This is a genomic window from Thalassomonas sp. RHCl1 (assembly GCF_947387555.1).
Taxonomy (GTDB): domain Bacteria; phylum Pseudomonadota; class Gammaproteobacteria; order Enterobacterales; family Alteromonadaceae; genus Thalassomonas.
On record NZ_CANDNZ010000001.1, the window covers coordinates 792,818 to 810,714 of the forward strand.

Genomic DNA, 17,897 nt, shown 5'->3' on the forward strand with positions numbered 1-17,897 from the left:
TAAAGCTTGTGGTAAACAACATTTCATTTATCTTCTGCATAAAAAACGTTGCATAAAACATTAAGTTTATCGTGTAAAGCTTGGTTAAAATTTTGCCCCTGCGCTAAATCCTGTGTTCAATATTAAAGCGCAGGGACCTCGTTATTACGTCCACTGCTCTGTTGTACCGTCGGCATAGGTCACGCTGCCGCTGCCGTCAGGGTTATACTGCCAGGTGGTACCGTCTGCTTCGGTATGGCTGGAACTACCGTCGCTTGACCAGGAACCGCTGCTGCCATCGGCGTTGGTATAACTGCCGGAGCCATCGGCATTCCAGGTGCTGGTATTACCCATACCGTCGTCCCAGCTGCCGTTGCCCTGGCCGTCCCAGGTTTCTACCGAGCCATCGGCAAAAGTGACAGAGCCGGAGCCATCGGCATTCCAGCTCTCCACTGTGCCGTCAGGATGGGTGGCGGTGCCTGAACCATCTTCGTTATAGCTATACTGGGTACCGTCATCCCCGGTGGCATCACCTGTGCCGCCATCGCCGAGATCGTTACCCGCGGCATCGGTATAGGTAATATTGCCCTGAGCATCCCAGGTTTCCGTGGTGCCGTCGGCCGAGGTATAGCTGCCGGAGCCGTCGCTGTTGTAGGTACCGCTGCTGCCGTCGCTATTGGTCCAGCTGCTGGAGCCGTCTGCGTTGTAGGTACCGCTGCTGCCGTCACTGCTGGTCCAGCTACCGCTGCCATCGGCATTCCAGGTACTGGTATTGCCCATGCCGTCATCCCAGCTGCCGCTGCCGTCACTGCCCCAGCTGCTGGAGGAGCCGTCGGCATAGGTTTCGCTGCCGGAGCCATCGGAATTGTAGGTGCCGCTGCTGCCGTCGCTGCTGGTCCAGCTGCTGGAGCCGTCGCTATTATAGGTATTACTGCTGCCATCGGCCCCGGTATAGGTGGAACTGCCGTCGGCGGACCAGCTGCCGCTGCTGCCGTCGCTACTGGTCCAGCTGCCTGAGCCGTCGCTGCTCCAGGAATTAGTATTGCCCATACCGTCATCCCAACTGCCGCCGCCCTGGCCATCCCAGGTTTCCACTGAGCCGTCGGCATAAGCGACAGAGCCTGAACCGTCGGCATTCCAGCTTTCCACCGTGCCGTCAGGGTGGGTGGCGGTGCCTGAGCCGTCTTCGTTATAGGTATACTGGGTACCGTCATCGCCGATCACATCCCCGCTGCCGCCGTCGCCGAGATCGTTACCCGCGGCGTCGGTATAGGTGATATTGCCCTGGGCATCCCAGGTTTCCGTGATGCCGTCGGCTGAGGTATAGCTGCCGGAGCCGTCGCTGTTATAGGTGCCGCTGCTGCCGTCTGCATTGGTCCAGCTGCTGGAGCCGTCTGCGTTGTAGGTACCGCTGCTGCCGTCGCTACTGGTCCAGCTGCCGCTGCCGTCACTGTTCCAGGTGCTGGTATTGCCCATACCATCATCCCAGCTGCCGGAGCCATCGGGTGCCCAGCTGCTGGAGGAGCCGTCGGCATAGGTTTCGCTGCCGGAGCCATCGGCATTGTAGGTGCCGCTGCTGCCGTCACTGCTGGTCCAGCTGCTGGAGCCGTCGCTATTATAGGTACTGCTGCTGCCATCGGCGCCGGTGTAGGTGGAACTGCCGTCGGCGGACCAGCTGCCGCTGCTGCCGTCGCTGCCGGTCCAGCTGCCGGAGCCGTCGCTGCTCCAGGTATTGCTGTTACCCATGCCATCGTCCCAGCTGCCGCCGCCCTGGCCATCCCAGGTTTCTACCGAGCCGTCGCTAAAGGCAATCGAACCTGAGCCGTCCGCATTCCAGGTTTCCACCGTGCCGTCAGGATGTACGGCGCTGCCGGAGCCGTCCTCGTTATAGGTATAGGTGGTGCCGTCATCGGTGGTGACCGTGCCGGTGCCGCCATCACCTAACTCGTTACCTGCGGCATCAGTGTAGGTGACATTACCTTGAGCATCCCAGGTTTCTGTAGTGCCGTCGGCTGAGGTATAGCTGCCGGAGCCATCGGCGTTATAGGTGCCGCTGCTGCCATCAGCATTGGTCCAGCTGCTGGAGCCATCGCTGTTATAGCTGCCGCTTGAGCCGTCACTGCTGGTCCAGCTGCCGGAGCCGTCGCTATTCCAGGTGCTGGAATTGCCCATGCCATCATCCCAGCTGCCGCTGCCATCGGGGGCCCAGCTGCTGGAAGAGCCGTCGGCATAGGTTTCACTGCCGGAGCCATCGGCATTCCAGGTACCTGAGTTGCCCTGGCCGTCCCCCCAACTGCCGCTGCCATCGGCATTGTAGGTGCTGTAGGAACCATCGGCCCCGGTGTAGGTGGAGCTGCCGTCTGAGCTCCAGGAACCGCTGCTGCCGTCTGAGCCGGTAAAGCTGCCGCTGCCGTCGGCATGCCAGGTACTGGAGTTGCCCATACCGTCATCCCAGCTGCCGCCACCCTGGCCATCCCAGGTTTCCATCGAGCCATCGGCAAAGGCAATCGAACCTGAGCCGTCCGCGTTCCAGGTTTCCACCGTGCCGTCAGGGTGAACGGCACTGCCGGAGCCGTCTTCGTTATAGGTATAGGTGGTGCCGTCATCGCCGGTTACCACCCCGGCGGTTTCATCATAAGTACTGGTATCGCCGTTTACGTCATAATAAGTGACATTGCCCTGGGCATCCCATACTTCACTGCTGCCGTCGGCTGCGGTATAGCTGCCGGAGCCGTCGGCGTTATAGGTGCCGCTGCTGCCATCGCTATTGGTCCAGCTGCTGGAGCCGTCACTGTTATAGGTGCCGCTTGAGCCGTCGCTGCTGGTCCAGCTGCCGGAGCCGTCGCTATTCCAGGTACTGGAATTGCCCATGCCGTCATCCCAATGGCCGCTGCCGTCGCTGTTCCAGCTGCTGGAAGAGCCGTCGGCATAGGTTTCACTGCCGGAGCCATCGGCGGCCCAGGTGCCTGAGTTGCCCTGGCCGTCACCCCAGCTGCCGGAGCCATCGCTATTGTAGGTATTGTAGGAGCCGTCGGCGGCATAATAACTGGAACTGCCGTCGGCTGACCAGGTGCCGCTTGAGCCGTCGCTACCGGTATAGCTGCCGGAGCCATCGGCATTCCAGGTACTGGAATTGCCCTGGCCGTCATCCCAGCTGCCGCCGCCCTGGCCATCCCAGGTTTCCACCGAGCCATCGCTGAAGGCGATTGAACCTGAGCCGTCGCTGTTCCAGGTTTCTACCGTACCGTCGGGATGGGTGGCGGTGCCGGAGCCGTCTTCGTTATAGGTATAGGTAGTGCCGTCATCGGCGGTGACCGTGCCGGTGCCGCCATCGCCTAACTCGTTGCCTGCAGCATCGGTGTAGGTGACATTGCCCATGGCATCCCAGCTTTCCGTGGTGCCGTCGGCTGAGGTGTAGCTGCCGCTGCCATCGCTGTTATAGCTGCCGCTGCTGCCGTCACTATTGGTCCAGCTGCTGGAGCCGTCACTGTTATAGGTGCCGCTTGAACCGTCACTGCTGGTCCAGCTGCCGGAGCCGTCACTGTGCCAGGTACTGGTATTGCCCTGGCCGTCATCCCAGCTGCCGCTGCCGTCGGGGGCCCAGCTGCTGGAGGAGCCGTCGGCATAGGTTTCGCTGCCTGAGCCGTCACTGTTCCAGGTACCTGAGTTGCCCTGGCCGTCGCCCCAGCTGCCGGAGCCGTCAGGGTTGGAAGTGCTATAGGAGCCGTCGGCTCCCTGATAAGTGGAACTGCCGTCGCTACTGTAGCTGCCGCTTGAGCCGTCGCTGCTGGTCCAGCTACTGGAGCCGTCGCTGCTCCAGGTACTGGAGTTGCCCTGGCCATCATCCCAGCTGCCGCCACCCTGGCCATCCCAGGTTTCCATGGAGCCATCGGCATACGCGATAGAGCCGGAGCCGTCACTGTTCCAGGTTTCGACCGTGCCGTCCGGGGAGACCGCAGAGCCGGAGCCGTCGCTGTCGTAATTATATTCGGTGCCGTCATCGCCGGTGACCACACCCGTGCCGCCGTCGCCCATGTCATTGCCTGCGGCATCGGTATAGGTGATATTGCCCTGGGCATCCCAGGTTTCGGTCACGCCGTCGGCGGAAGTATAACTGCCGGAGCCGTCGGGGTTATAGCTGCCGCTGCTGCCGTCAGAATTGGTCCAGGTGCTGGAACCGTCGCTGTTATAGCTGCCGCTGCTGCCATCGCTGCTTTGCCAGGTGCCTGAGCCGTCGGCATTCCAGCTGCTGGAATTGCCCATGCCGTCGTCCCAGCTGCCGCTGCCGTCGGCCTCCCAGGTTTCGACACTGCCGTCGGGATAAACGGCTGAGCCGCTGCCGTCTCCGTTGTCGGTATATACCGTTTCCTGCTCGCCGGTCATGTCACCCGGGGGAGGCGTATCATCTGCGGGAGGGGCATCTGAGGTGGTGTCTGCCGCCGGCGGCTGGTCTGTTGTCGTGCCGGTATCGTCGGTAGTGGTATCTGCGCCTAAATCTCCTACCAGACCGCCTATGCCACCCGGGGCGATGCGGTCTTCGAGTTTAGATACCTGAGACTCGACCTTGGTTTTCAGTTTTTTAGAGGGTTGTTTCTTTGCCATGTTTCCATTTCCTATGAAAAATTGTAGCCCCGGCCGGGTAAAACATGTGCTGAACCTACCTGTTATTCATATCGGCCAAAGCGTTAAAATTAAACAAGTTTTCAGTTAGTTTACGACTTGAACAGGGTACTGAGGGGAACCCTCTGTTCAAAAACGACAATCTTTTAAGGTCATTAATAAGGCTTAAGGTTTATTCATTCTGAAACACTCAGTTGCGTGCTTCATTATACAGAGCAGTGCATCCCTTGATTCGAATAAACGTCATATAGAATCTGATTACGACTTGTACACCAGTTCTTCAAATTTAGCCCAAAACAATCGCCTTGCCAGTGTTTTGGCCAATAAAATCGAAGAAATTTATATTTGCCTGAAAAGCCGGGGGAATAGTCGGTTTAAGCCGCTGCTGTCAGTGGCTTGGCAAAGCAGAAAGAAACAGGGAAGATAACAAAAGTGTGGCTAGCTGGCTTCAATCAGATCTAAAAAATCAAAAGGGATCTCATTGCGAAAATAGGCATATAAATTAATGTAAAATGAAAATAATTCCTGCATGCAGGTAAATATTTCTTCCCGGCTGACATCCGCCAGGTTGAGCTGATTGACTTTTGCCAGGCACAGGTCGAATAAATCCCTGAGTTTTTGTCCCTGCTCGCTGGTATCGCGATAGTCAAAGCTGGTTTCGAATAAATACTCACCGCACAGGCAATGAAACTTTTGCTCAAAGACGGAGCCGGTTTTTGTGGAAGTTACCAGCTCACTTTTTTTCACTTTGATCACTTTATAATAGGCAAAAATATCCTGATATGTCTGCCCGCAAGCGGGGCAGGTGAGCGGAAAAGGCTGGCTGTAAACCGTTAATGCCCGGGTTTGAAAGGAATCCATGGAAGAGAGCAGGTCTTTGATTTCATTCTGCTCTTTTGCCAGATAGGTATCTGCCAGGTAATTATAGTTCATCATGTTCGTGTGCTTTGTATCCCTTAAGCGGCGCCCGCTTTTAGCTGAACTTTGCATTGAGAGCCGGCGTTAATCAGAGAAGAAAACGGCACTCTTGTTATGTTCGTTTTTAAGCATAGTTGAACAACAGATGAATATTTATTACCCGGCGGATAATTTATTTCCAAGTGGCTGGTTTTTAACTTTTATCACCTGTCACAAAACTGTCATATAACTGTCTTATAATCCCCGCCGTAATTTAAACTTCCCTTGTCTGAAGGTAATATTCGTGGTGACAGCGTTAAAATCGGCCGGCTCACGCCAGCTAAAAAATTCATTTGCCCGTTGGCTTATCACCTTAGGTGGTATCAGCGTCTTGCTGACCTTAGTATTGATTTTTCTTTATCTGCTTTATGTGATCAAGCCGGTATTTGACAGCACAGAAATAACGCCGTCAACGGGTGTGGAAATATCATCCGGTACGCAAGTACTCTCAACCGGGGTGGATGAGCTCAAAGAGCTGGCTTTTACTATTAACCGCTCAGGCAGCATAGACTTTTACCAGTTGGTACCAAGTGCCACACGCCCGCTGGGGACTCAGGTGTTGTCAAAGCAAGTGACAGAGCCCGGGGTCACGCTGACACAGGTGGTCGACAGCAGTCATAACAACAAGTTATTGCTTGATAGCCTGGGGCAGGTACAACTGCTGACGCCAAGCTTTACCGCCAGTTATGATGATAACAGCCGCGAGATCAATCCTGCTGTTCGCTATCCCTTAGGCGAAGAAGTTATTGTTGTTGATGAAATGCAGGCGTCCCTGGAAAAACTTGCCTTTGCCATGGATGATGAGCGTGCGGTTTTTGTTGCCTTAACCCAAGACCAGCGGCTGATCAAAACCACTTTAGTGGCGGAAGATGATTTTAATTATGATCCCGCTCATGAAAGTGTCTACCAGGTAATTGAAGAGCCGGTTAGCGCCGTGGATGATATTTTGATCACCCCGGATCTGATGATGGCTTTTGTGCGTGACGGTAACCGCGTGCTGGTGTTCTCCCTCGATGATGATTATGAAGTACCGCTAAAAGCCGTTATTACCGACACAGATAATATTGATGCCAGCTTGACCACTATGGCGCTGTTATCCGGCGGCAGTTCTTTGCTGCTTGGTAACAATCTCGGGGAAATCAGCCAGTGGTTTGAAGTTGCTACCGATAACGGCCGTCAATTTAAAAAAATCCGCAGCTTTAGCCTGAGCGAGGGGGAGAGTATTGCTGCTATTTATACCGAGCAATACCGCAAGAGTTTTTACGCCATGGGCCGGTCCGGTAAACTTGGCGCCTTTTATACCACCAGTGACGCCGATTTATGGCAGGGCAAGTTAACCGATGCCGCCCCGGGCGCGTTCGCCATTTCCCCGCGTGCCGATGCCCTGGTGATGACAACTGCCACCGGGGCAGACAGCCAGCAGCTGAGCCTGTTTTCGGTAGAAAATGAACACCCTGAGGTGACCTGGCAGGCGTTATGGCAGGAAGTCTGGTATGAAGGTTATCCCGAGCCGGACTATATCTGGCAGTCAACCTCAGGTTCGGACGACTTTGAAGCGAAGTTCTCCCTGGTGCCTATTTCTTTCGGCACCATCAAGGCAGCGCTTTATGCCATGCTATTTGCCGTACCTATTGCTTTAGCGGCGGCTATTTATACCGCCTACTTTATGACCCCGGTATTAAGAACTAAGGTTAAGCCGACCATAGAAATGATGGAAGCGTTGCCGACGGTTATTTTAGGTTTCCTGGCGGGTTTATGGCTGGCGCCCATTATTGAAAACTATCTGCCGGCGATGGCTCTGCTGCTGGTGATGTTGCCGCTGGCAACCCTGCTGACGGCTTTAGGCTGGTCTGCTTTACCTAAAGAGTGGAAGAGCCGTATTCCTGAAACCTGGGCACCGATGATTTTGATCCCCGTGTTGTGTTTTACCGGTTATCTGGCCTTTGCCTTATCGCCTGTGATGGAAGCGGCGTTTTTTGGCGGCGATATGCGCCAGTTTGTGACCAACGACTTAGGCATTGACTTTGACCAGCGTAATGCCCTGGTGGTGGGGATTGCCATGGGCTTTGCCGTGATCCCGACCATTTTTTCCATGGCGGAAGATGCTATTTTCAGTGTGCCGCGTCATTTAACCAGCGGTTCACTGGCCCTGGGGGCAACCCAGTGGCAGACCCTGGTGAAGGTGGTCCTGTTAACGGCCAGCCCGGGCATCTTCTCTGCCATCATGATGGGCCTTGGCCGTGCGGTGGGAGAAACCATGATAGTGCTGATGGCCACAGGTAATACCCCGATCCTTGACTGGAGTATTTTCCAGGGCATGCGAACCCTGGCCGCCAATATTGCGGTGGAAATGCCGGAGTCTGAGGTGGGCAGCTCACATTACCGTATCCTGTTCTTGGCAGCCTTTGTCCTGTTTGTGTTTACGTTTGTATTAAATACCCTGGCGGAATTTATTCGTCAGCGTCTCAGAGAAAAATACAGCTCTTTATAAGTAGTGCTGTTGTAAGGAATCGAATAAATGAAAACTTGGTTTAAATCGGGTTCCCCCTGGGTTTGGTTATCTGCCGGCGGGGTCAGTATCAGTCTTATCTCGGTACTGGGGTTATTATGGCTGATTGCCTCCCGCGGCTTATCTTATTTTTGGCCGTCGGACATTTATCAGTTTGATATGCAGGATCAAGCCGGCAACAAGAGTACGGTGATCGGTGAAATTTATGATCGCGAATTTATCCCGGCAGAACAATTGGCCCATGCCGATATAACACTGGCGCCGGGCACGACCACGGTTGAACGTTTGTTGGTGAAAACCGGTAACCGTGAACTGGTTAGCCTTGATTTTCGCTGGTTGCTGGTACCGCAAATTACCGAGACCACGACACCAGAAGAGCTGGTGGTGATTGAAAGACGTACCAATGGTAACTTCTACGGTTTTATTGAAGAGCTGATTTTAGACGGTCAGCTTGTGCCGCAAAGCAAGCTCCCTGAGCTGGTCAGCCGGGTTGAGCATTTTCAGGAGCAAATCGATGCCTTGCAAAAAGTGGATATCGGCGCGATTAACTATCAGCTGGAACGTTTGCGTTTAAAAGAGCGTAAACATAACCTGGATAAAACCTTAACTGCAGAAGTTAAAGCAGATATCCACGGACAAATGGCTACGCTGAAAAGCGAGTATCAGCAGTTAGAAAGCAAGTTACTTGCCCTGAGGGAAGAAATTGCCCGCGACCAGCTTAAAGTCAGGGCGATGGACGGTCAGGTCGTGACCATTAATTTTGAAGATATACTTAAGGTAACCTTTAATAACCAGTTGGGCCTTTGGGATAAAACCGGCGTTTTCTTCAGCCAGGTCGCCGCTTTTGTGGTTGACGAACCCAGGGAAGCCAATACCGAAGGCGGGGTATTCCCGGCGATTTTCGGTACTGTGCTTATGGTGTTGCTGATGACGGTCATTGTTTCTCCCTTTGGTGTTGTTGCGGCGATTTACCTGCACGAATATGCCGGTAACAATGCCCTGACCAAAATCTTACGTATTGCGGTGATTAACCTGGCGGGGGTGCCTTCGATTGTTTACGGCGTGTTTGGTTTAGGCTTTTTTGTTTATATGGTGGGCGGCAGTCTGGATCAGCTGTTTTATCCGGAAAACCTGCCCAGCCCGACCTTTGGTACGCCCGGGGTTTTATGGTCGGCTATCACCCTGGCGATTTTAACTTTACCTGTGGTGATCGTCTCCACCGAAGAAGGTTTGTCGAGAATACCGGCGGCGATGCGCCACGGCAGCCTGGCGCTGGGAGCGACTAAAGTTGAGACTTTATGGCGGATTATCTTACCCATTGCCAGCCCGGCGATCATGACAGGCATCATCCTGGCTATCGCCCGTGCGGCGGGGGAAGTGGCGCCGCTGATGTTGGTGGGGGTGGTAAAAATGGCACCGAACCTGCCGCTGGACGGCAACTTCCCGTTCCTGCATTTAGACCGTAAATTTATGCATTTAGGTTTCCACATTTATGATGTTGGTTTCCAGAGCCCGAATGTTGAAGCGGCGCGTCCGCTGGTGTATGCCACAGCCTTGCTACTGGTGACCATTATTGTCGCCCTGAATATGACGGCGGTATCGATTCGCAACCGCTTACGTGAAAAATACCGCATGTTAGAGCATTAAGCCCGGCAGCATAACCTTTATTGCTTGGCCGGCGACAGCCGGCCAAAAGAGATGAATAGAAAGAGCATAATATGATTTCTGTAACACCTAAAGTTTTAGCATCGGATCCTGAGCAGCTTGATCTGAACAACTTATCCCCGGAGCAGGTTGCCCTGGGCATTAATAACCTTAACCTGTATTACGGCGACAAGCAGGCACTGAAAAACATTACCATGTCTATCCCTAAGGGGCAGGTGACGGCTTTTATCGGACCAAGCGGTTGCGGTAAGTCGACTTTGCTGCGCTGTATCAACCGTATGAATGACCTGGTGGATAGCTGCCGCATTGAAGGGGAAATTAACCTGCACGGGGAAAATATCTATAATAAGCACGTTGACGTGGCGGCCCTTCGCCGTCAGGTGGGCATGGTATTCCAGCGGCCAAACCCTTTCCCGAAAAGTATTTATGAGAATGTGGTGTATGGTTTGCGCATTACCGGTGTCAATAACCGCCGCGTGCTTGATGATGCCGTGGAAAAATCCCTGCGCAGCGCTGCATTATGGGATGAGGTGAAAGACAGGTTGCATGAAAGTGCCCTGGGCTTGTCCGGTGGTCAGCAGCAAAGACTGGTGATTGCAAGGGCCATAGCCATTGAGCCGGAAGTGTTGCTGCTGGATGAACCGACCTCGGCGTTGGATCCTATTTCTACCTTAACCATAGAAGAGTTGATTAACGATCTGAAAAAGCAGTTTACCGTAGTGATCGTTACCCATAATATGCAGCAGGCGGCGCGGGTCTCGGATCAAACCGCCTTTATGTACATGGGGGATTTGATCGAATACAGCGATACCAATACCTTGTTTACCGCACCGCTGAAGAAAAAAACCGAAGACTATATCACCGGACGATATGGTTAAGCCTATTTACCGGTTTACCGGGTAAGAGCAGGCAAACAGATTAGCTAGATAAGAGTAAAGACAATGGATAATTTAAATCTCGGTCGTCATATTTCCGGCCAGTTTAACGAAGACCTTGAACGGGTGATCAACCATGTGATGCACATGGGCGGCCTGGTTGAGAAACAAGTCAGTGACGCTTTGGTTGCTGTGGCGGAAGCCGATGAAGAACTGGCGCGTAAAGTACTTAGCAATGATTTTCAGATCAATAGCCTGGAAGTCAGTATTGATGACGAGTGTACCCGCATCATCGCCAAACGCCAGCCGGCTGCCGGGGATTTGCGCCTGATCATGGCAATCGTAAAAACCATTGCCGACTTGGAACGTATCGGCGATGAGGCGGAAAAAATTGCCAATGTCGCGCTGGAAAGCTTTTCCGGCGACTATAAAGCCTTATTGCTGAGCCTGGAAAACCTCGGCAACCGGGTGATAGAGTTTTTGCGCGCCACCTTAGATGCTTTTACCCGTATGGATGCCGAAACCGCCATTAGCGTGCATAAAAGCGATGACAAGGTAGACAGGGAATATGAAGCCCTGATGCGCCAGCTGATGACCTATATGATGGAAGATCCCCGCTCTATCCCGCAAATTATGAGTGTGATCTGGTCTGCCCGGGCGCTGGAGCGTATCGGCGACCGTTGTCAAAATATTTGCGAATACATTATTTACTTTGTTAAAGGTAAAGATGTTCGCCATCTTAAAGCGGAAGATATGAAGGAACTTTAACGGTTGGCAGTCTTCAGGCCAGGTACTTTTATGCCTGCCTCGGGTCACCGCTTAACTCGATAAAAGTTGTAATATCGGACGTTTTAATCCATAAAAATATACCGGCAACGACATCTGCCGGTATATTTTTTCATTTTAATGCTTAATAACTGCAAGATTCCGGCAGGGCATATGTTGCTTAATTCCTTAATCTCGTTGGCATTAGTCATTAACATGTAAAATAACTGCTGCGGATAGCTGATAAAGTCGTTTGCTAATCTTGGCAAATGGGTTAATATCCGCGGCGAATAAAAACAAAGAGATCATTAGTCTCCTGGAAAAACATTATGGCCAGAAATTCAATACTAGGTGTATTTGCAAAATCACCGATAAAACCATTAGAAAAACACATTCGTATGGTAACCAAGTGTTGTAACCAACTTATACCATTCTTTGCTGCCTGCTCCGAGCAGGATTGGACAACGGCGGCAAAGGTGCGTAAAAAACTTTCCAAGTTAGAGCAGGATGCCGACGTATTAAAACGCAAACTTCGTCTGGAGCTTCCCGGCGGTTTGTTTATGCCGGTGGACAGAGCTGACTTGCTTGAACTGTTAACTCAACAGGACAAGATTGCGAACAAGGCGAAAGATATCGCCGGTCGCGTATTAGGACGGAAACTTGAGATCCCTGAAGCGATTCAGGAGCAGTTTACTACTTATTTACAACGTTGTATCGACGCCACTGAAAAAGCGGCCGATGCAATAAATGAATTAGACGATTTATTAGAAACCGGATTTCGTGGTCGTGAAGTTGAATTGGTTGAAAAGATGATCAACCAGCTCGATGAAATTGAAGATGATACAGATACCATGCAAATTGAACTTCGTCACGATCTGATGTTGATTGAAAATACACTGAACCCTATTGATGCAATGTTCTTGTATCAAATAATCGAATGGGTTGGCGATCTTGCCGACTTAGCTGAGCGCGTTGGTGCTCGTTTAGAAATTTTGTTGGCTAGAAACTAGGGTTTAGATCATGGATATTTTACTTTCTCACGGCTCTGTATTAGTGCTGATTGCCGCCGCTGTAGGTTTTTTCATGGCCTGGGGCATAGGTGCAAACGATGTTGCAAATGCAATGGGAACCTCGGTTGGCTCTAAAGCGTTGACCATTAAACAAGCCATCATTATTGCTATGGTGTTTGAATTTGCCGGTGCCTACCTGGCCGGTGGCGAGGTGACCTCCACCATACGTAAGGGCATAATAGACGCCAGCTATTTTGTTGATACGCCTGAGCTCCTGGTCTTTGGTATGATCTCGGCATTATTTGCCGCGGCGACCTGGTTATTGATTGCTTCTATCCTGGGCTGGCCTGTTTCTACTACGCACTCCATTATCGGTGCCATCATAGGTTTCGCCGCCTTTGGTGTCAGCCCTGATACCGTTGCCTGGGGCAAGGTCTTAGGCATAGTGGGCAGCTGGATCGTGACGCCGTTAATTTCCGGTGTGATTGCCTTTATTATCTTTAACAGCGCACAAAAGCTGATTTTTGATACCGATCATCCCCTCAAGCAGGCCAAGCGTTATGTTCCTTTTTATATGATGCTTGCCGGTTTTGTTCTGGCACTGGTTACCATTAAAAAAGGTCTTAAGCATGTTGGTTTAGAGATTGGCGCTACCGAAGGTTATATATACGCCATCGCCGTTTCCGTGCTTGTTGCCCTTATCGGTAAGTTCTATATCGAACGTTTGAAGTTTGATGAGAAGGCTTCTAAGAACGATCATTACGTTAATGTTGAAAAAGTTTTCGCTGTGCTGATGATAGTGACCGCCTGTTGTATGGCGTTTGCCCACGGCTCGAACGATGTTGCCAATGCTATCGGGCCACTGGCTGCGGTTGTTGGTATCGTCGATAACGGCGGTGAAATCGTCAAGAAAACCGCACTAGCCTGGTGGATCTTACCGCTTGGCGGCTTTGGTATCGTTGCCGGTTTAGCCATCTTTGGCCATAAGGTTATTGCCACTATCGGTCAGGGCATTACCCATTTAACACCAAGCCGTGGTTTTGCTGCCGAGCTGGCTGCCGCCTGTACCGTTGTTATTGCATCGGGTACCGGTCTGCCAATCTCCACCACACAAACCTTAGTTGGTGCGGTATTAGGTGTCGGCATGGCGCGTGGTATTGCCGCAATCAACATGGGGGTTGTACGTAATATTGTGGTTTCCTGGGTGATCACCTTACCTGTGGGTGCCGGTTTGTCTATCCTGTTCTTCTGGATGATGAAGGCGGTATTTGCTTAAGCTGCGTGCTTAAACCAAGATAAGCAGTTAAAACCGGGCCAGTGAAAAACTGGCCCGGTTTTTTTATACATGGAAGTATTTCAGCCTTCTCTTCAGATAGAGAGGGCTCCTGGCGTAAGCTAAGTACTTACCTCCTGTAAGCAATCCTGCATTCACCGGAAGTGAAGGAGCAGGGTTATACATGAAAGTCTTTCTGCCTTCTTTTCAGATAGAGAGGACTCCGGGTATAAGCTAAATTGCTATATCCGGTAAGCAATCCTGCACTGATATGGGGGCGGAGAGAGGCGATACTTTTACAACCTGAAAGTTAAGGAGTGGCCTTACTCGTTACGGGCAGTGACTTCCACCAGGTGATAACCAAACTGGGTTTTTACCGGGCCTTGTACGGTATTTAACTGGGCGCTAAAAACCACTTGATCAAATTCTGCCACCATTTGTCCGCGGCTGAATGAGCCCAAGGCGCCGCCGTGCATTCTTGAAGGGCAGGTGGAGTGTTCTTTGGCAAGTTGCTCGAATGCTTCCCCGGCTTCAATTCTTTCTTTAATTTGCTGGCATTGTTGTTCTGTTTTCACCAAAATATGGCGGGCTGCGGCTCTTTTCATTGTTTATCTTCCTGATATCTTGTCCGTTGTTTTCTCCTGAGCAAAGGTTTTATTCATACCCTGAGCCAGACTCTATAAAGGCTTAGTCGCTAGCAGCAACAAAGCCTTTAATAAGCTATAAATGATTATGCCTATAACTTATGTTTTAACCATATCCTAATTAAAAAAGAAATTAAAGTTTCACTTTTCCGGATCAATTTTCACCCTAAGAGCTTCTGGACTAAAAGCCTTACTTTGGACTTTATTATGACAAGCGGTGAATATTCTCCTGGCTGCTTTTCCGATCATCTTGCTTTATGCCAGTTGAACAATGCTGAAAGGTTTTGCTAGATAGCTGTTTTTAAGGAAAAGCTTGCGGCATAAAAAAGAAATACATGTTAATTTAACCGCTATCTTTAATTAAAATGAAATTTTTAATCGTTTTTATTGTTTCTTAAATGGCGAAAAACGTCGGGGAAGAACTTGTTACCTAACTTAAAACACCTGAAATATTTATTGGCGCTGCACAAGCACCAGAATTTCAACCGTGCGGCGGATGCCTGTTATGTCAGCCAGTCGACCTTAAGCAGCGCTATTATCAAGCTCGAAGAGCAGCTTAATTGCCAGCTGATAGAAAGGGATCACAAGGCGTTTATTTTCACCACACAGGGGGAAGTGGTGGTGGAGATGGCGCAAAAGCTGCTTCTTTCGGCGCAGGAGCTGCTCGATTACGGCAAGCAACAGGGAAACCCTGCGACCGGCAGTGTCCGTATCGGCTGCATCCCGACAATAGCCCCATATTTGCTGACGGATCTGGTCAAACAGTGCCAACAGACGTTGCCTGATCTGGCTTTGTATTTGCGTGAAGACAGTACCGATAACCTCATGGCTATGCTTGCCAACGGTGAAATAGACACGGCAATTCTGGCGCTGCCGGTAGCGGATCACAGTTTTCGCAGTAAAGTGGTCGGCAGAGATGCTTTTTATATCGCAGGGGATGCCGATTTAGTGAAGTTATATGCCAAAGACATGGATTACCAGCAGTTGCCGCAGCAAAGCATCTTCTTATTGACCCATGAGCATTGTTTAACCGAGCATGCGGTTTCTGCCTGCCAGCTGGCGGATGCCAGCCGCATCAATCATTTTTCCGCTTCAAGCCTGGCGACCCTGGTACAGATGACCGCCTATCACAAGGGCTTTACCTTCCTGCCGGAAATGGCGGTAAAGAAATCCCTGGGCATTGCCGAAGGACTGACTATCAAAGCTTTATCGCCTGACGTCTACCGGGAAATCGGCCTGTTATGGCGGCCGACCAGTTTGCGCCAGCAAACGTTTTTGCGTCTGGCGAATATCCTGGAGCAGTTGTTGTTGCCTGCTGAAAATGACAATAAAGTAAAAAAATAAAAAAACTTAAATTTTTTTCAAACTATTTTAGCGCCGCTTGCGACATTAATAGTAAGTCGGAAATAACAACAAGTATAAAACGGGAAAATGCGTGTTTGAACGTAGTGATGAAACGTTAGTAAAACAAGCGCTGAAGGGGAAAAAGTCGGCCTGGGTGACGTTAGTAAAGCGTTACGAAAAAAGTGTCTATAACTACACCTATCGCATGGTGAACAATGGCGATGATGCCATGGATCTGATGCAGGATATTTTTATGGCGGTATTTCGTAACCTGGCCTCTTTTCGCGGCGACAGCCCGTTTAAAGGCTGGTTATTTAAAATCGCCCATTACCGCTGCATTGAATTCTACCGTAAAAAGCGGCCGACCCAATCTCTGGATGAAGCGCCGGAGCAGCTCGCTGAGGGCGATGCTACCTGCCCCGAGTATCAAATGTCCAGCACCCAGCAGGCAAGTGAGTTGCAGCGGGCGATGCAATTTTTGTCCTTTAACCAAAAGCTGGTGGTGGAATTGAAGTTTTTTCAACAGTGCACCTTTGAGGATATTGCCGCGCAGTTAGGCATATCCACCAATACCGCGAAATCGCGTTTGTACAGTGCACTGGATAAATTAAAAGATCAGTTGGAGGTCGGTTATGTCTGATCAAGAGCAGAAATTTGCTGATTGGCTCGATGGTAAATCGTCACGGGCAAACAGCGGTAGCACTCAAGCAGATAAATGCTGGCAGGACCGGGAAGCGATGGCGCAGCAGTTGTTTCACCAGGCCAGCCTGGAAGGAGAAAAAGCGGTGCCGGCATGGGACCGGGGCAGTACCTTTGGCGGCAGTGAAGAAAAAAGCTGGTGGCAATGGTCGGGTTTACCTGTGTTATCTATGGCTTGTTCGCTGTTTGCCGTTGCCCTGGTGCTGCTAAAAGTTGAGCTGGTGGTGCAGGATGAAGGTATTTTATTGAGCTTTGCCGGTAATTCTCAGGCACAGCAGCAAGCGCAACAGACTTTGGTAAATACTCTGGTAGAGCAGAAGCTGAAAGAATTTGCCAGCGAACAGCAAGTGGTGCTGGCCAATTATGCCGCCGATATCGTCACCCGGCAGCAAGACAATAATCTGCAACTAGCCAGTTATATCCTCGATGCCTCCAGGCAGGAGCGCCAGGAAGATATCGGTGATTTTATCAGCTATATCAATGATCAGCGAAAAGATGAACAGTTAGCGCAGAAAATTAAATTCCAGCAGCTTGAACACAAGATCAAATTGCAAACTATCAGTAATACATCATCGGCTAAAACAGCCAAACCCGCCAATTGGCGTTTAGAGGAGTGATCAGATGACAAAATTGTTAAAACTTTTTCCCTGTGCCGTACTTGCCTGCGCCGTCAGCACCGCCGCCCAAAGTCAGGACTATGCGGATATGCATAAACAGCTTGATATTATGGGCAATATCATCCAGTCGTCGGTGGCATCCGATAACAGCCGCAAGGGCTCGAGGATCACAGGTGTCGACAGCACTTATTTAAAGGGGCAGGGGATTGTGTTTACCGTTAATTCCAGCTCTATCAGAGGTAATCACGGCAGTTATAACTTTAATTTTGTTATCCCGCCGATCCCGGAAATTCCTGTGGTTAATTTTGGCTCGCACGAGCATGAAGAGCTTGTTGAAGTGGAATCTCAGGTGGCGCAGGCGTTGGAGTCAGCTTCGGAAAGTTATGAGCGGGCGCTCGACTCCCTGGATGATGAAAGAGATCAATACCGGGAATTAAGGGAGCAGCAGCGGGATATGGCCAGGGAAGTGCGGGATATCGAGCGGGAAATGCGGGATTTGCAGTATCAGCTGCGTCATGTTGATGATGAAAATCAAAAGGAACTGGCACAGGAAAAGGCCCAATTGGAAGCGAAAAAAGCGAAAGTAGAAAAGCAGCGCAAAGCTATTAAACAACGTGCTGAAAAATATAATGAAAAGCGAAAAGTTGCCAAGCAAAAGCAGCAGGCACAGCGCAGCGATTTTTACCGGGAGCTGTCGAGCAGTATGGCGGAAACCTTATGTTTATACGGTAACGGCTTAAAGGCGCTGCCTAAAAATGAGAAAGTGACGGTGATTTTAAAGGCCGGTGGTGACAAGGATGGCCGTCGCTATAAAGATCAGATTTTTGTTTTCAACAAAAAAGATATCTCCGCCTGCAGCAGCGATAAGATCTCGGTGGCAAAATTATTGGAAAGAGGTCAGGGCTACCAGTTTTAATGTCTGAAAGCCGAGTGCTTAACC

The 17,897-nt window shown here is 50.9% G+C and carries 13 protein-coding genes; 10 read left to right on the plus strand and 3 right to left on the minus strand.

Annotated features, from left to right (window positions below; all coding sequences use genetic code 11):
• Window positions 1-144: 144 nt before the first annotated feature.
• Together QL234_RS03605 and QL234_RS03610 are read right to left on the minus strand one after the other, a co-directional pair.
• Entirely contained in the window at window positions 145-4,581 is a 4,437-nt protein-coding gene (locus tag QL234_RS03605) for a T-complex 10 C-terminal domain-containing protein (RefSeq protein ID WP_281556478.1), read from the minus strand.
• A gap of 456 nt (window positions 4,582-5,037) precedes the next feature.
• Window positions 5,038-5,535 carry a hypothetical protein gene (locus QL234_RS03610; protein ID WP_281556479.1) on the minus strand — a complete coding sequence of 166 codons (498 nt, stop codon included), beginning with the start codon at window positions 5,533-5,535 and terminating at the stop codon, window positions 5,038-5,040.
• A gap of 265 nt (window positions 5,536-5,800) precedes the next feature.
• On the opposite strand from QL234_RS03610, the gene QL234_RS03615 reads away from it, so the two are divergent.
• The 6 genes from QL234_RS03615 (at window position 5,801) to QL234_RS03640 (ending at window position 13,656) form a co-directional block, all read left to right on the plus strand.
• Window positions 5,801-8,047 (plus strand): ABC transporter permease subunit, encoded by a 2,247-nt coding sequence (locus QL234_RS03615; RefSeq protein WP_281556480.1) that lies wholly within the window; start codon window positions 5,801-5,803, stop codon window positions 8,045-8,047.
• A gap of 27 nt (window positions 8,048-8,074) precedes the next feature.
• On the plus strand, window positions 8,075-9,712 hold the full coding sequence (gene pstA, locus QL234_RS03620) for a phosphate ABC transporter permease PstA (protein ID WP_281556481.1): 1,638 nt from the start codon (window positions 8,075-8,077) through the stop codon (window positions 9,710-9,712).
• A gap of 71 nt (window positions 9,713-9,783) precedes the next feature.
• The gene (gene pstB / locus QL234_RS03625; protein ID WP_281556482.1) at window positions 9,784-10,608 is read left to right on the plus strand and encodes a phosphate ABC transporter ATP-binding protein PstB; all 825 of its coding nucleotides are present in this window, start codon (window positions 9,784-9,786) and stop codon (window positions 10,606-10,608) included.
• Between the two features lie 63 nt (window positions 10,609-10,671).
• Window positions 10,672-11,373, plus strand: a complete 702-nt coding sequence (gene phoU, locus QL234_RS03630; protein WP_281556483.1) for a phosphate signaling complex protein PhoU — start codon at window positions 10,672-10,674, stop codon at window positions 11,371-11,373.
• 326 nt (window positions 11,374-11,699) lie between these two features.
• Complete coding sequence (locus QL234_RS03635; RefSeq protein WP_281556484.1) at window positions 11,700-12,380, plus strand: TIGR00153 family protein; 681 nt, start codon at window positions 11,700-11,702, stop codon at window positions 12,378-12,380.
• Window positions 12,381-12,390: 10 nt separating this feature from the next.
• The gene (locus QL234_RS03640; RefSeq protein WP_281556485.1) at window positions 12,391-13,656 is read left to right on the plus strand and encodes an inorganic phosphate transporter; all 1,266 of its coding nucleotides are present in this window, start codon (window positions 12,391-12,393) and stop codon (window positions 13,654-13,656) included.
• 320 nt (window positions 13,657-13,976) lie between these two features.
• On the opposite strand, the gene QL234_RS03645 is transcribed toward QL234_RS03640, so the two are convergent.
• On the minus strand, window positions 13,977-14,258 hold the full coding sequence (locus QL234_RS03645; protein WP_281556486.1) for a peptidylprolyl isomerase: 282 nt from the start codon (window positions 14,256-14,258) through the stop codon (window positions 13,977-13,979).
• Between the two features lie 462 nt (window positions 14,259-14,720).
• On the opposite strand from QL234_RS03645, the gene QL234_RS03650 reads away from it, so the two are divergent.
• The 4 genes from QL234_RS03650 to QL234_RS03665 all read left to right on the plus strand — a co-directional run bounded on the left by QL234_RS03650 (window position 14,721) and on the right by QL234_RS03665 (window position 17,873).
• Window positions 14,721-15,641, plus strand: a complete 921-nt coding sequence (locus tag QL234_RS03650; protein WP_281556487.1) for a hydrogen peroxide-inducible genes activator — start codon at window positions 14,721-14,723, stop codon at window positions 15,639-15,641.
• Between the two features lie 91 nt (window positions 15,642-15,732).
• Entirely contained in the window at window positions 15,733-16,281 is a 549-nt protein-coding gene (locus QL234_RS03655; protein WP_281556488.1) for a sigma-70 family RNA polymerase sigma factor, read from the plus strand.
• Window positions 16,274-16,957 carry a hypothetical protein gene (locus QL234_RS03660; protein ID WP_281556489.1) on the plus strand — a complete coding sequence of 228 codons (684 nt, stop codon included), beginning with the start codon at window positions 16,274-16,276 and terminating at the stop codon, window positions 16,955-16,957. Before QL234_RS03655 ends, QL234_RS03660 begins: the two co-directional genes overlap by 8 nt.
• Before the next feature lie 4 nt (window positions 16,958-16,961).
• Window positions 16,962-17,873, plus strand: a complete 912-nt coding sequence (locus QL234_RS03665; protein WP_281556490.1) for a hypothetical protein — start codon at window positions 16,962-16,964, stop codon at window positions 17,871-17,873.
• The last annotated feature ends 24 nt before the right edge of the window (window positions 17,874-17,897 follow it).

Excerpts from the sequence above, each read along its gene's own strand:
- QL234_RS03605 (WP_281556478.1), bottom strand. The coding sequence starts at position 4,581 with ATGGCAAAGAAACAACCCTCTAAAAAACTGAAAACCAAGGTCGAGTCT.
- QL234_RS03610 (WP_281556479.1), bottom strand. The coding sequence starts at position 5,535 with ATGATGAACTATAATTACCTGGCAGATACCTATCTGGCAAAAGAGCAG.
- pstA (WP_281556481.1), top strand. The coding sequence starts at position 8,075 with ATGAAAACTTGGTTTAAATCGGGTTCCCCCTGGGTTTGGTTATCTGCC.
- pstB (WP_281556482.1), top strand. The coding sequence starts at position 9,784 with ATGATTTCTGTAACACCTAAAGTTTTAGCATCGGATCCTGAGCAGCTT.
- phoU (WP_281556483.1), top strand. The coding sequence starts at position 10,672 with ATGGATAATTTAAATCTCGGTCGTCATATTTCCGGCCAGTTTAACGAA.
- QL234_RS03635 (WP_281556484.1), top strand. The coding sequence starts at position 11,700 with ATGGCCAGAAATTCAATACTAGGTGTATTTGCAAAATCACCGATAAAA.
- QL234_RS03640 (WP_281556485.1), top strand. The coding sequence starts at position 12,391 with ATGGATATTTTACTTTCTCACGGCTCTGTATTAGTGCTGATTGCCGCC.
- QL234_RS03645 (WP_281556486.1), bottom strand. The coding sequence starts at position 14,258 with ATGAAAAGAGCCGCAGCCCGCCATATTTTGGTGAAAACAGAACAACAA.
- QL234_RS03660 (WP_281556489.1), top strand. The coding sequence starts at position 16,274 with ATGTCTGATCAAGAGCAGAAATTTGCTGATTGGCTCGATGGTAAATCG.
- QL234_RS03665 (WP_281556490.1), top strand. The coding sequence starts at position 16,962 with ATGACAAAATTGTTAAAACTTTTTCCCTGTGCCGTACTTGCCTGCGCC.